Source organism: Anatilimnocola aggregata (assembly GCF_007747655.1).
GTDB lineage: Bacteria > Planctomycetota > Planctomycetia > Pirellulales > Pirellulaceae > Anatilimnocola > Anatilimnocola aggregata.
This window is the reverse complement of the sequence record NZ_CP036274.1, coordinates 6984988-6998659: the sequence shown is the minus strand read 5'-3', so window position 1 is coordinate 6998659 and position 13672 is coordinate 6984988. Positions and strand designations below refer to the sequence as shown.

Sequence of the window (13672 nt, the reverse complement as noted above, 5' to 3'; positions counted from 1 at the left end):
TCCGTCTGGTTGCGAGTAAGCACGCTGGTCAGCTAAGCCGACCGTGAATCAGGAAATTTCCGCTATTCTGTTTGTTGTGCAAAGTTTCCTGATTCCTGCAAGGCTTTACTCGGCGGCCAGTTGCGCACTTTCGGGTCGCCGTAAGTCTTTGAAACACGCCGATAGCTCCGGAATTCAATTTCCACAATCTGTTCAGGCCGAATTGCGGGGAGGATTGCTGGTTACCTCCCTAATACAACGCGATAAGCTGCTGACTTTTAGGGAAGGTAATCATCCGCTATTCGCCAGTGTTAATGCGACAAAATGTGCATATATTACGCGCAGTTACTACCAAATTGAAAAAGAGCTTCCCCGCTCTATTAGACGCATGTCCCAGGACTAGTCCGGTCAAACGCAGGAGAGATTTGTAGCCGCTTACGCTGTTACACGTAGGGTGTGGCCGATGTCGCGTCAGTGGTCTTGGCTATGGCAATCGAGTTCACCGCGACGAGGCCCACCAAGGAGGTCCTGAAGGGTGGCAGTCTCGCGTTCCGCGAAAGCGCCGACAAGATTGAAGGAGTGAATGTATGTCAACCCGGTCACCGATAGCGCTTTCGCGGCCAGAGAGATTAGCCAAGCTGCCTTCCCTCACGGTGGGCCTCATCGCGGCTGTGTCCAGCGAGATTGGAAAGCCGGTAGCGCGATTCGACCCACCCTACCAACCAGCGAGAACGGCTACAAAGAATCGTCCCCAACGGCGACTACTTATTTCGCACCAGGCCCGGCAGCACATCGAGGTCCAGGTCGGCGAAATTGCCGGCCGCGAACATTTCCCAGGCAATTGCCCCCATCACGGCGTTGTCGGTGCATAGCTCTGGCGGGGCAAAATGCAACTCGACTCGCAGCTGGTCGCAGACTTCTCGGAGACGCGTGCGAAGCAGCCGGTTCGCAGCCACACCGCCACCAACGCACAGCCTGGGCAACAGGGTGTGCTGCAGAGCGGCCTTCGTTTTTTCGGCGAGACTTTCGACGACGGCAAACTGAAAGCTGGCCGCGATATCGGCAACCTGTTGTTCGCTCAGTGGTGGTGGCCCGTCGATGGGCTGCCCCGGTCCCCAAATTTCATAGCGAACCGCGGTCTTCAAACCGCTAAAGCTGAAATCGAAGCCGCCACTCTTGCCCCGCAAACCGCGCGGGAATTGATACGCGCGCGGATTCCCTTGTTCCGCAGCTTTGGCAATTGCCGGGCCCCCCGGATAAGACAGGCCGAGCAGCGTGGCGACTTTATCGAAGGCCTCGCCCGCGGCATCGTCGATGGTCCCCCCCAGCGGTTCGAACTCGGTCGAAGTCCGGCAGTGATACAAACTGGTATGCCCGCCACTCACAATCAGCCCGAGGCAGGGAAAGACATCGCGCGCGGCGGCCATTCGGCAAGCATAAATGTGCGCGTGCAAATGATTGAGCGCAACGAGCGGTTTCTCTAAGGCCACCGACAGTGCCTTCGCTGCCGAGACGCCGACAATCAGCGAGCCCGCTAAGCCCGGAGTATGCGCGACCGCAATCAAGTCGAGATCGGCGGGCTTAAGCGAGGCGCGGCGAATCGCCTCGTCGATGACTGGCACGATTCGCTCTACGTGGGCGCGGGCCGCCAGTTCTGGCACTACGCCGGCATAGCGGCGGTGGAGTTCTTCCTGCGAGGCAACGACGGACGACAACACTTGCAAGTCGTCGGTAATGATGGCGGCGGCTGTTTCGTCGCAGGTCGATTCAATCGCCAGCAAAAAGCGCCGGCCGCGGGCAGGCTCCGTCATTTCGCGGCGGCCTGCTTATCGGCCACGATTTTGGCGGCCTTCTCGACCAGGAACTCGCGAGCCTTTTCGAGCGTCTTGTCGACGAACGCTTCGCTCGGCTTCGCATCCCCTTCAGCGGCCTTCGGAGCGCGAATCATGTCTCGTTCGCGGCGATCTTCCAGCCAGCGAGTGTCTTCATCCTTTGAGGTTTTCACTTCAAAGCCTTCGTTCGGCTTCACGCCCCACTCATCCTCGTCTTTGTCACCTTCGTGACGATGAATGTTCTTGCCGCTGGGTCGCAAGTATCCGGCGGTTGTCAGCTTGAGTGCGCTCTTGCCGGATTCGAGTTCCACGATGTTCTGCACACTCCCTTTGCCCCAACTGCGCTCGCCGATGACGGTGGCGCGGTTGTGATCTTGCAGACAAGCGGCCACGATTTCACTCGCACTGGCGCTATAGTGATTCACCAGCACCACCATCGGCACGTCGCCAAAAGTACCTTCCTTCTTCGCCTTCCAGACTCGCTCGGGGGCGTTACGTCCCGCGGTGCTGACGATCTTCCCCTCGTCGACGAACAGATCGCAGACTTCGATGCCGGTGCTCAGCAGCCCGCCGGGATTGAAGCGCAGATCAAGAATCAGCCCTTTCATTTCAGCCTTAGTCAGGTCGCCGAGGACTTGCCGCAGGTCGTCGGCAGTATGGCGGGCAAAATTGGTGATGCGGATGTAAGCGATCTTCTTATCGCCATCGAGAAAATAGTTCCAAGTGAAGTCGGCCTCGCGATGATCGCCAATGACCGAATCGACCCGAATCAGCTCGCGCTTGACTTCCAACTCGGCCACGCGGTCTTCAGAAACATGCTTCACCTTGATCTTCACCGGCGTGCCGATCTTCCCCTTCATCCGCTTCACAGCTTCGTCGAGCGTGATCCCCTTGGTGGGCTGACCCTCGATCTCCATGATGACGTCGCCGCCACGCAGGCCGGCGTTAAAGGCGGGCGTGCGAAAGATCGGGCTGATGATTGTCAACTCGCCACTCTCGACCGAGACAGTGATGCCGATGCCGCCAAATTCGTTTTCGACACTGCTGCGAAATTTCTCCAGGTCGTTGGGCGGGATGTAACTTGAGTAGGGATCGAGTTTTGTCAGCATTCCCTTAATCGCCGCTTCGAGTAGTTCGCGGCGATCGATCTCTTTCACATAGTTCCGTTCGACCTGATCGAGCGAATCAGTAAAGAGCCGGAGCAGTTCGTAATCGAGCGTATCTTGCGGGGGCTTCTTTTCGGGAACTGATTCTTTCTTCTCTGCGGGCTTGGCCGGCGCTTCCTGACCGTGAACTTGATCGGCGAGAGAACCTAAAGGAAGGATGCCAATTGCCAGAAACAGAACAATCCACGAGCGGGGGCGGAGCGAGCAAGCTGGCAGCGGCATACAGGTCAATCCTTTTTCAGGGCCTGGTTCGGAACTCATAGCGGCCACCTTCAAGTATAGGTACGACCGCCTCGCGGAACAATTCAGCAAATTCGCTCGTTACTCAGGCTTTACTTCCCACAACTTCCCAGCCCTTCCGATACTCCCGTTTCAAGTACTGATTCGCTTCGGGCTGATTGGTGAAGGCGAGTTTCTCGGCATTCCATTCGAGCGTTTCGCCTTTGAAGCGCGAGGCGACGCCGCCAAGGAGCACAGCTTCGGTTAGGGGGCCGGAATATGCGAAGCTGGCGGAAGTGGTGCCATTGCCGCGAACGGCTTCAACAAACTGCTGCCAGTGATTGGCCGGCTCGAGCTTAGGGCGCTCGAAGGCCAGTTCCTCTTTGCCGTCTGGCTGTAGCAAGATTGGCGCACTGACGTGAGGCAGAATCATCAGCCCTTTGGTGCCAATGAAGACCGATCCTTGACTGGGCAACTTTCGTTCGCCCAGCAGGGCCGCAATCTCAGCGGACGGCCGTTGATCGCCGTCGTACCAGGTGACGTTTACCGTCTTTCCCTCGGTGAACTTGTTGCCGGGGAAGGTGTAAAACACCTTGGCGTCGATGGCCCAGTTCGTTTCGGTGGGCACGGGACCATCCGACTTCACCGACAGCGGTGCTGTGAGGGCGAGGGCGGCAAAGACCGGGTCGTAGATGTGGCAGCCCATATCGCCGAAGGTGCCGGTGCCAAAATCGAGCCGCTTGCGCCAATTGCCGGGGTGGTAATAACCGCCCCCGATGTAAGGCCGCTCGGCAGCCACGCCTAACCAGCCGTTCCAATCGAGCGCTGCTGGGGGAGTGGCGGTCGTTTCGGGCAGTGGGGACGAATCGCCCCACTTCTTACTGCTCCAGGTGTGAACTTCCTTCACCAGGCCAATTGCACCCGCTTGGATCAAGTGAACGGCCATGCGGTAGTCGTTACTGCTGTGGACTTGAATGCCCATCTGCGTCACCAGCTTTTTGGCCTTCGCGGTTTCGGCCAGTTGGCGGCACTCGCTTACGTTGTGGGCCAGCGGCTTTTGGCCGTAAACGTTCAAGCCGTAGTGCATCGCGCTCAACCCAATCGGCGCGTGCATGTGATCGGGGGTCGAGACGTTCACGCTGTCGAGATTTTTGTGTTCCTTATCGAGCAGTTCGCGCCAGTCTTGATAAACCCGCAAGTCGGGCTGTTTGGCTTTGGCCGCATTCGCTCGGTCCATGTCGACGTCGGCAATCGCTACTAGTTGCACGTTTGGGACTCGAGAAATCGCTCCCCAGTCGGCAGCGGCCATGCCCGAGGCCCCAAAGCTGGCATGGCGAACCTTCTCGCTGGGTGGTGCCGACTTGAGCGTGCGAACAAACCACGGCGCGGTAATGGTGGTCGCGGCGGCAACTTTCAGGAAGGAACGGCGAGAAGGTGTCGTGGGCGTGACGCGAGACATGGCGAGCTCCTGGGGTGCGGAAGGCGGAGTGCGAATTGGGAGAGGGATGCAGGCTAAACCAGTTCGACATACCATACCAGCGCCAGCGGCCAAGTGGCATAATTGGAACCAAGTCGTTCCAGCTCCATTGTTGATCGACCCCAGCCACCCAACTCTTTTCTCCGAGGTCACCGATGTCTGCCGGTTACAACGATGGTGGAATGCAACGCCGTCGCCCATTTGCGATTAAGCTTGCGCCGATCCTCATCGGACTCGTGGCCGTTGGTTGGATGGCACTCCGGGGCTGTCAGCAGGGGCCATTTGGCCGGCAGCAGATCGTGGCCATGAACGCGCAAGAAGAGAAGGCGCTCGGGCTGCAAGCGTTTGAAGAGACGCTCAGCGATGCGCGCGTGATTCGCATGGGGATGGAAGTTGCCGAAGTGAAGGACGTGGCCCAGCGCTTGGTTGCAGCGACTCAGAACCCCGCTTTTCTGGCCTCGACGCAACAGGCTGCGCAGCAAATGGACTGGGCGGTGGAAGTGGTCGATAGCAAGGAAGTGAACGCCTTTTGCTTGCCGGGCGGCAAGATGGTTGTCTATACCGGCATTCTCCCGGTCGCCGAGACCGAAGCAGGACTGGCCACGGTTCTTGGGCACGAAATCGCCCATGCCTTGGCCCATCATGGTGCCGAGCGTATGGCCAAATCGAAAATGGCCGAAATCCTGCTGAACTCAGCCAATAGTTCGCTCAGCGAGATGGATCCGGCGCAACGTGAGACGATCTTGAAAACGCTCAATGCTGGGGCGAAGTACGGCATTCTGAAATATAGTCGCGACCATGAATCGGAGGCCGATCACATGGGGCTGTTGCTGATGGCAGCGGCCGGTTTTGATCCGCAAGAGTCGATTCACTTTTGGGAACGCATGCAGCAGGCAACGGCCGGTGGTCAGCGACCTGCTGAGTTCGCTTCGACCCACCCTAGCCATGAGACTCGCATCAGCGATCTGCGCGAGTGGATGCCCGAAGCCATGAAGTTGTATCAAGCGCGAAAGTAAACCTCTGCTTGCTTCTCAGCTGACGCGTCGTTCGAATCGCGTGGAAATTGCCGAATCGCTGTGTTAGGGTACTATCAGACCACTTGCCTGGTTCCCGCCTGACAAACTCCAACCAAACTACTGCTGGGCTTCTGCATGCCGCGGCTTTCCTCTCTCTCCGCTTCTATCTGCCAGATCTCGCGAGCGATTCTTGCTGTCGGCCTATTCGCCCGTGCGACCTTCGCTGCCGACTTCGAGCCCAAATCGATCGAGTTCTTTGAAGCCAAGATTCGCCCGGTGCTGATGAAGCACTGCTACGAATGTCATTCGGTTGAAATCAAAGAACTGCGGGCCGGATTGCTGGTGGATAGTCGCGACGGTCTGCGCAAAGGGGGTGACACCGGTCCTGCGGTGGTTCCCGGCGATGCTGCGAAGAGCCTGCTGCTAACTGCGCTTAAATACCAAGACCTCGAAATGCCCCCGAGCGGCAAATTGCCCGATGCAGTGATTGCCGACTTCGAGCGCTGGATCGAAAGTGGTGCGAACGACCCACGGGAAGCAACGAAAACGATCATCAAAAAGGAGATCGATTTCGCCAAGGCCCGCCAGTTGTGGTCGCTCCAGCCCGTGCGTAAGCCCAACCTCACCAGGTTAAAAGCGTCGTCCTGGGCAAAGACAGAAATCGATCAATTGGTCGCAGCAACCCGCGATGCAAAAGGGCTGCAGCCCGCGGCTGATGCTAATAGGTCGCAGCTCCTTCGCCGGGCCTATTTCGACCTCACCGGACTGCCACCAACGGCGGACGAGCTTCAAGCTTTCCTGGCCGATGATTCGCCCCAAGCGTTTACGTCGGTGATCGACCGGCTCTTAGCATCTCCCCGCTATGGCGAACGCTGGGGCCGGCATTGGCTCGACCTGGCCCGCTATGCCGACTCGAACGGCCGGGCCAACAACATGTATTGGCAGTTTGCCTGGCACTATCGCGATTACGTCATCGACGCTTACAACGCCGACCTGCCTTACGATCAGTTCGTTATCGAGCAATTGGCCGGCGATCTTCTCCCCGCAGAAACAAGGGACGAGCGCGATCGGCTGCGCATCGCCACTGCCTTTCTCGCGTTGGGACCGAAGACGTTTGAATCGGCACCTGAGCTATTTTCGATGGATCTGATCGACGAGCAGATCGATGTGACGACCCGCTCGGTCCTGGGCCTTACCGTCAGTTGTGCTCGCTGCCACGATCACAAGTTCGACGCCATTCCGACCAAAGAGTACTACGCACTTGCTGGCATCTTTCGCAGTACCGACACGCTCTATGGCCCAGCCTTCTTTCAAAAGCCCGCGTTCGATAAACGCTACCACCTCTATGCCATTGGGGCTGAAGCGGAAAAGCTCGGCGAGCCGGCATTTCAATATCGCGATGAACTGCGGGCACTGATGGGCCAGCGCGACCAGGCAGCAGTCGTGGCCTACCGCACACAGCGGCAAGTGGATGGCATGAACATCGAGCGGAAAAAGGCAGGCATCGAAACCCCCGATGCCAAGCTCGAAGAGTTGCAGGCACTTCATAAAGTACAACTTGCCGAACGCGAGCGACTGAAGGCCGCAGTGAAGGTGATGGAAGAAGCAGCTCCGCCGCTACCGGACTTCACGCCTGGCGCGAGGGAGTTGCCACAGCCCGAAGATTGCACGCTGAGGATTCGGGGAGAATTCGATAAGCCCGGCGATCGCATTCCACGCGATGTTCTCACCCTCTGCTCACTCACCGACAAACCCAAGCTGCCTGCCAATCAAAGTGGTCGCTTGGAACTCGCCCGCTGGCTGGTCTCGCGCGATAATCCCCTTCCTGCCCGTGTGGCGGTGAATCGTATCTGGCGAAATCTGTTTGGCCGCGGCATTGTCACCACACTCGATAATTTCGGCGAGATTGGCGATCGCCCGAGCCATCCGGAACTGCTCGATTTTCTCGCCACGCGGTTCATGGATTCAGGGTGGTCGACCAAGCAGTTGATTCGGGAAATCATGCTCAGCCGCACGTATCAATTAAGCACGCAGTTCGCTGCTGCCAGCGACAACATCGACGCTGGCAATGTCTATCTTTGGCGCATGACGCCGCGGCGTTTGGAAGTCGAACCTTTTCGCGACGCGGTCCTCGCCGTGAGCGGCGCTCTCGATTTGCAACCGCCGCGTGGTCCTCATCCAGGACTTGTGCGGAACGGACTGCTCGAAGAGCGGGTGAACCTGGTCGAGCTTGCGAAAGAATCGAATCGCCGCACGGTCTATCTCCCGGTCGTGCGCGGGCACTTGCACGAAATGCTCCAGACCTTCGACTTCGCCGATCCCAACCTGCTAATCGCCGAACGTGACGAGCGGACGATTCCTTCGCAGTCTCTCTTCATGCTCAACAGTCCCTGGATGTGGCAGCAGTCGAAGCTCGCCGCGGAGCGAGTACTGGCTCAAAGCAAACTCGACGATTTCCAACGACTCGATTGGCTTTATCAAACGTTTGTCGCTCGTGGCCCATCCGCTGCGGAACGCGAAACCATGCTGCAATTCATCGCCAGTCGTCGTGAACGCAGCAAAGACAACGAACTCATCGTTTGGACGAACGTTTGTCACGGCCTTTACGCCAGCGCGGAGTTCCGGTACCTCCAATAGCATGAAATCTGCCATGAGCCCTCGACAATCCACCCGCTCCCTCTCTCGCCGCGAAATGCTGAAGCGCGTTTCGTGTGGCTTTGGTTATGTCGCCTTGGCTGGCCTGTGCAACGAAGGGCAAGCTGCTGCCGCGCCACTGAGTCCACTTGCCCCCAAGCAGCCTCACTTTGCCGCCAAGGCTAAACGTATTATTTTTCTCTGCATGCACGGTGGGCCGACGCATGTCGAAACCTTCGAACACAAGCCCAAGCTGCAAGCCGACGACGGCAAGCAGTCGCACAAAAACCCGAACATGCAGTACCTGGCCTCGCGCTGGGAGTTCAAGCAGCGGGGCCAAAGCGGTCTCTGGATCTCGGAACTGTTTCCTAACGTCGCCCAGCATGCCGACGACCTCTGCTTGCTCAACGGCTGTCTGACCGACAACCCGAATCACCCGCAAGCGCTCGATCAACTTCACACCGGCAGTTTTCAATTCACACGCCCCAGCATTGGCGCCTGGACGCTCTACGGCCTGGGGAGCGAGAACCAATCGCTCCCCGGCTTCATCACCATCAGTCCCAAGAGCGGCACCGCGCGGCAATACGGCAGCGCATTCCTGCCTGCCCTCTATCAAGGCACTCCCGTCGGCGAACATGGCAAAGGGATTAGCCAGGCCGTTGTCAGCAATTTAGCGAACAAAGTTCTCGCGCCCGACGAGCAGCAAGCTCAACTGGCCCTGATCCAAAAACTCAATCGCGACTCACTCGCCAGTCAGCAATCAAATCCCAAGTTAGAAGGGGTGATCGAAGCGTACGAACTTGCCTTCCGCATGCAGAACGAGTTTCCCCAGGTCATGGACACCAAGAGCGAAACGGCCGACACGCTTAAGCTCTATGGCATTGACGAACCGGCCACTGCCGAGTTCGGCAAGCAGTGCCTGCTCGCTCGCCGCTTTGCCGAAGCAGGCGTGCGCTACTTCGAGATCACCCACGGCGACTGGGATGCACACGGCAGTTTGCAAGCCATCATGGGGAACAACAGCAAAGCCACCGACAAGCCCATCGCCGGCCTGCTCGCCGATCTAAAGCAGCGTGGCCTGCTCCAAGACACGCTCGTCGTCTGGGGTGGCGAGTTTGGTCGCACGCCCGATGACCCCACACGCAATGGTCGCGGCCACAATCACAAGGGCTACTCAATGTGGATGTGCGGTGGCGGCGTGAAAGGTGGTATCGCCCACGGCTGCACCGACGACTACGGCTACGAAGCCATCGACGGCCGCGTTCACACGCACGACCTGCACGCCACCATGCTCCACCTGATGGGTCTCGACCACCAGCGACTCACCTATCGCTACGGCGGCCGCGACTTCCGCCTAACCGACGTCCACGGCCGCGTCGTGCAGGAAGTGATCGCTTAAGCGACGAAGTTGGAGTTCCGCCTTTAGGCGGTCTTCTATCTCTTCACCGCCTGAAGGCGGAACTCCAACAATTAAAGATCGGGTGGATCCCAGCCGTCGCCGTAATCGAGGACCGGATACTCGCGCCAGCGCTTTTCTGCCAATTCGCGTCCGACGTCGGCGAGGTATTGTGCTGCATTGGAATGCGGCCAGTCTTGCCAGCACATGACGTACTGATGCCGCACCGCATTGTTGAGCACGTAGTTCAGCGTGGCCCAAAAGTGCCGTTCGGACTTCATTGCCGTTTCTGCCGCTCGATGCCAACAATGGCGGCCGCGTTGACGATCCTCGCTGTTCCAGCGAAAAGACGTACTGCCGTGCAATTGTCCAAGCTGCTTTAGCAGTGTTTTAATCTGCGGAGCATGTAACAAAACGTGATAGTGATTGGGAAGAACAATCCAAGCGAAGACCTGCTTGGAAAAATCATTGCAAACTGTCATCAGTTCCGCTTCGAAACCAATCATGCGCTCGGGGCTTAAGCCGATGATCGGCTGATGCTCGTAGCAGGCCGCCGTGACCAGATAGAGTTGGCTTTCACTTTCGTAGTGGGGCGGCCCATGCCAGGGTAAACGGTGCGATTGGCGCTCTACCAATACAGCTTGACGTTGTTCCGGTGTCAGCTGTCGCCACCGATACATCGGCCGGTCAGGGTCCACGCAAAAACTCCGTCAAGTTGGAGTTCCGGCTTTAGCCGGTGCATTTGTTAACGAATTTATCGTGTATTCCGAATGGCAGAGCATAACCGCCTAAAGGCGGAACTCCAACGCGGAACTCCAACTAATCCCCTGGTTCTTCCAGGTAGGTGTAGCCGTTCAGGGCGTCGTCATAGAACTTAATGAAGCGACCCGCGGCCTGGTGGTCGAGGCGGTTCTCGCGGACGGCGTTCTCGACGGCCGTTTGCAGGCGAGTAACGAGATCGCTGTGATCGAACTCGACGTAGTCGAGCACTTCGCGAACGGTGTCACCCTTCACGATCGCTTCGAGAATCACTTCGCCCGTCGGTGTGCTGTCGACGTGAACTGTGTTCGTATCTCCAAACAGATTGTGCAAGTCGCCGAGAATCTCTTGATAGGCACCAATCAGGAATGCGGACAGATAATAAGGCTGGCCGTTGTACTGATGCAGCAGCAGCGTACGTTTGACGTCGCGGCGGTCAATGAACTGGTCGATCTTGCCGTCGCTGTCGCAAGTAATGTCGCCAAGGACTGCCGGCCGGTTCGGTCGTTCGTTCAACCGATGAATCGGCATCACGGGGAAGAGCTGTTTGATCGCCCAGCTATCGGGCATCGATTGAAACAGCGAGAAGTTGCAGAAGTACGTATCGCTCAGCATCAAGTCGAGCCCTTCGAGCTCTTCTGGCATGTAATCGAGTTGTTCTGCAAAGCGGCGAATCTTGCGGCAGATTGCCCAAAACATGGTCTCGGCAATCGAACGCTGTTCCAGCGAAAGGTAGCCGGTGCCAAACAGCGTCATGGTCACATCCATGGCTTGCTGGGCATCGTGAAAACTTTCGAGCACATTGCGGGCGGTGATTCCCTTATAGGTATCCATCAGGTCGTGCAGAGGCTGCTCCGATTCCTGATTGACCTCGGGCAGAGTCTCTTCACCGTTCTGGCCTTGGTTCCCCTGGCCCGAAACACCAAGTACGCCGAAGACGAGGGCCGCGTGGTAAGCGGCAACCGCGCGACCGCTCTCCGAAATGATGTTTGGGTGCTTCACCTGGGCTTCGTCGCACACGCTCTGCAGGTGATACACCACGTCGTTTGCGTACTCTTGCAGCGTGTAGTTCATGCTCGATTCGAAGTTCGTTTGGCTGCCGTCGTAATCGACGCCCAAACCGCCACCGACATCGAGATACTCGAGCCCGGCACCGCGCTTCACCAGGTCGACATAGGCGCGGCCGGCTTCCGTCATCGCGCCCTTGATCTGGCGGATGTTGGTGATCTGGCTGCCCAAGTGAAAGTGCAACAGCTTGAAGCAGTCGAGCATGTCACGACTCTTCAGCTCTTCGACAGCCTTCAAGATTTCACCGACGGTGAGGCCGAACTTGCTGCGGAAACCACCCGACGACTGCCAGCGCCCCGAGCCTTTGGCCGCCAGCTTGATGCGCATACCAATCTGCGGACGGACGCCGACCTTCTCGGCATACTTCAGGATGAGGGCCAGTTCGGTGTACTTTTCGACGACCGGAATGACGTTGCGGCCGATCTTCTGGGCCAGCATCGCCATTTCGATGAATTCGGCATCCTTGAAGCCGTTGCAGATGATTGGAGTCACGGCATCGGTCATCGCGACGACGGCTAGCAGTTCGGGCTTGCTGCCCGCTTCAAGACCGAAGCCATAGGGCTTGCCGTATTGCACAACTTGCTCGACGACGTGCCGTTGCTGATTCACCTTGATGGGATAAACGCAGGTGTAGCGGCCTTTGTAGTCGTGCTCTTTGATAGCCTGGGCGAACACGTCGTGCATTTCGCGCAGGCGGTCTTTCAGCACGCCGTTAAAGCGGAGCAGAATCGGCAGGTCGAGACCGCGAAGCTGCAGGCGGTCGACAAGTTCCTTCATATCGATGCCGATATTAGGGTCCTTGTTGGGGTGAACCTGCATGTGGCCTTGAGCGTTGATCGAGAAATAGGCCTTACCCCAGCGTGGCACATCGTACATCTCGCTGGCATCGGTAACGGTCCAACGATCTACGGTGTCTTTCAGCATCTCAGGCAGTCCCCCAAGGGCAATTCGCGAATGATATTTCGCAGGAAGGAAAACGAATGATTATACGCACTTCCCCCCGGCGACAAGGATGCCAGTTCGCCCCAGCGAAAAAATTCACGAAGTATCAGGAAACTTGCGTCGTGAGCGAGGCGAGCGCGGTCGCGTTTCCTAGGAGCGCCACGACGCTTTTAACCGCCGCATTCCTTCGGCCATGCTGATTTTTGGTTCGTAACCGAAGTCGCGCTTCGCGGCGGCAATATTGAAGTAGTGCGACGTGCCGAGTTGCAGCGCGAGAAACCGAGTCATCCGCGGCTCGTCGGTGCGGCGCAGGAGCGTCCAAAGCCCTTCGAGCATCGTGCCCGCGAGATAGGCCCCGCGGGTGCTGATTCCCTTCTTCACCGGCGGCAGCCCGGCGAGTGCCAACAGTTCGTCAATCCAATTCCAGCAGTTCACCGGTTCATCGTTGGTAATGAAATAAGCCTTACCGCCGACGGGCGAGCCGGGCTGCAGTGCATCGGCCGCTTGCAGGTGCGCGGCTGCGGCATTCTCCACATAAACGGCATCAATCAGATTCGTCCGATCGCCGACGTAGCGCAGTTTTCCCGACCGGGCGCGCTCGAGGAGCCGGGGAATCAGGTGTTGATCGCGCGGTCCCCAGATTAGGTGCGGACGTAACGCGCAGGTCATTAGCTCTGGGCTGTTGGCATCTAAGACGAGTTCTTCCGCCACCGCTTTGGTTTGCGGGTAATGGCAAAGGTATTTTTCGGGATAGGGGACGCTCTCGTCGACACCCTGTTGATCCCCACCGGCGAACGTCACACTCGGGCTGCCGGTATAGATCAAACGTGGCACTTGATTCTGCAGACACGCTTCCAGCACGTTCGCAGTGCCGGTAACGTTTACATCCCAAAACGTTTGCTTCGGGCCCCAAATTCCCGCAATTGCAGCCACGTGGAACACCGCGTCAATACCTTTGGTCGCAGCTTGCAGGGATGCCAGGTCGCGAATATCCCCCCGGGCAATATCAGCCCCTTGGGCGGCTAATTCCGGAGCATCACGGCGCACCAGCGCGCGGACACGATCCCCCCGAGCCAGCAGTTGCTCGACGATCCACCCCCCGAGAAAACCATTCGCGCCAGTGACGAGTGCGTGCACGCTGCTGATCCGCTTGTTGAATTCCGACTCACGCCTTGCGAAGATAA

At 58.0% G+C, this 13672-nt stretch carries 10 protein-coding genes; 4 read left to right on the top strand and 6 right to left on the bottom strand.

The genetic code is table 11. From position 1 onward, the window contains the following. The first annotated feature begins 43 nt into the window (after positions 1–43). Complete coding sequence (locus tag ETAA8_RS26345; protein ID WP_145095718.1) at positions 44–382, top strand: hypothetical protein; 339 nt, start codon at positions 44–46, stop codon at positions 380–382. Between the two features lie 358 nt (positions 383–740). Here ETAA8_RS26345 and tsaD read toward each other — a convergent pair whose 3' ends face one another. From tsaD to ETAA8_RS26330, 3 genes are all read right to left on the bottom strand, one after another. Beyond that, positions 741–1790: a tRNA (adenosine(37)-N6)-threonylcarbamoyltransferase complex transferase subunit TsaD gene (gene tsaD, locus ETAA8_RS26340; protein ID WP_145095715.1), complete on the bottom strand. Its 1050-nt coding sequence runs from the start codon at positions 1788–1790 to the stop codon at positions 741–743. Continuing rightward, positions 1787–3199 (bottom strand): S41 family peptidase, encoded by a 1413-nt coding sequence (locus ETAA8_RS26335; RefSeq protein WP_202921287.1) that lies wholly within the window; start codon positions 3197–3199, stop codon positions 1787–1789. Before ETAA8_RS26335 ends, tsaD begins: the two co-directional genes overlap by 4 nt. A gap of 103 nt (positions 3200–3302) precedes the next feature. Continuing rightward, positions 3303–4655: a Gfo/Idh/MocA family protein gene (locus tag ETAA8_RS26330; protein ID WP_145095709.1), complete on the bottom strand. Its 1353-nt coding sequence runs from the start codon at positions 4653–4655 to the stop codon at positions 3303–3305. Positions 4656–4828: 173 nt separating this feature from the next. On the opposite strand from ETAA8_RS26330, the gene ETAA8_RS26325 reads away from it, so the two are divergent. The 3 genes from ETAA8_RS26325 to ETAA8_RS26315 all read left to right on the top strand — a co-directional run bounded on the left by ETAA8_RS26325 (position 4829) and on the right by ETAA8_RS26315 (position 9722). Continuing rightward, positions 4829–5689 (top strand): M48 family metallopeptidase, encoded by an 861-nt coding sequence (locus tag ETAA8_RS26325; protein WP_145095707.1) that lies wholly within the window; start codon positions 4829–4831, stop codon positions 5687–5689. 135 nt (positions 5690–5824) lie between these two features. After that, a complete protein-coding gene (locus tag ETAA8_RS26320) occupies positions 5825–8326 on the top strand; it encodes a PSD1 and planctomycete cytochrome C domain-containing protein (protein ID WP_145095704.1) in 2502 nt (833 codons plus the stop codon). Between the two features lie 13 nt (positions 8327–8339). Further along, positions 8340–9722: a DUF1501 domain-containing protein gene (locus tag ETAA8_RS26315; protein ID WP_145095700.1), complete on the top strand. Its 1383-nt coding sequence runs from the start codon at positions 8340–8342 to the stop codon at positions 9720–9722. A gap of 71 nt (positions 9723–9793) precedes the next feature. On the opposite strand, the gene ETAA8_RS26310 is transcribed toward ETAA8_RS26315, so the two are convergent. From ETAA8_RS26310 to ETAA8_RS26300, 3 genes are all read right to left on the bottom strand, one after another. Beyond that, on the bottom strand, positions 9794–10417 hold the full coding sequence (locus ETAA8_RS26310; protein ID WP_238397572.1) for a transposase: 624 nt from the start codon (positions 10415–10417) through the stop codon (positions 9794–9796). Positions 10418–10538: 121 nt separating this feature from the next. After that, positions 10539–12470, bottom strand: coding sequence for a biosynthetic arginine decarboxylase (speA, locus tag ETAA8_RS26305; RefSeq protein ID WP_391484796.1), 1932 nt, complete (start codon positions 12468–12470; stop codon positions 10539–10541). A gap of 168 nt (positions 12471–12638) precedes the next feature. Then, entirely contained in the window at positions 12639–13625 is a 987-nt protein-coding gene (locus ETAA8_RS26300; RefSeq protein WP_145095697.1) for an NAD-dependent epimerase/dehydratase family protein, read from the bottom strand. Positions 13626–13672 lie beyond the last annotated feature (47 nt).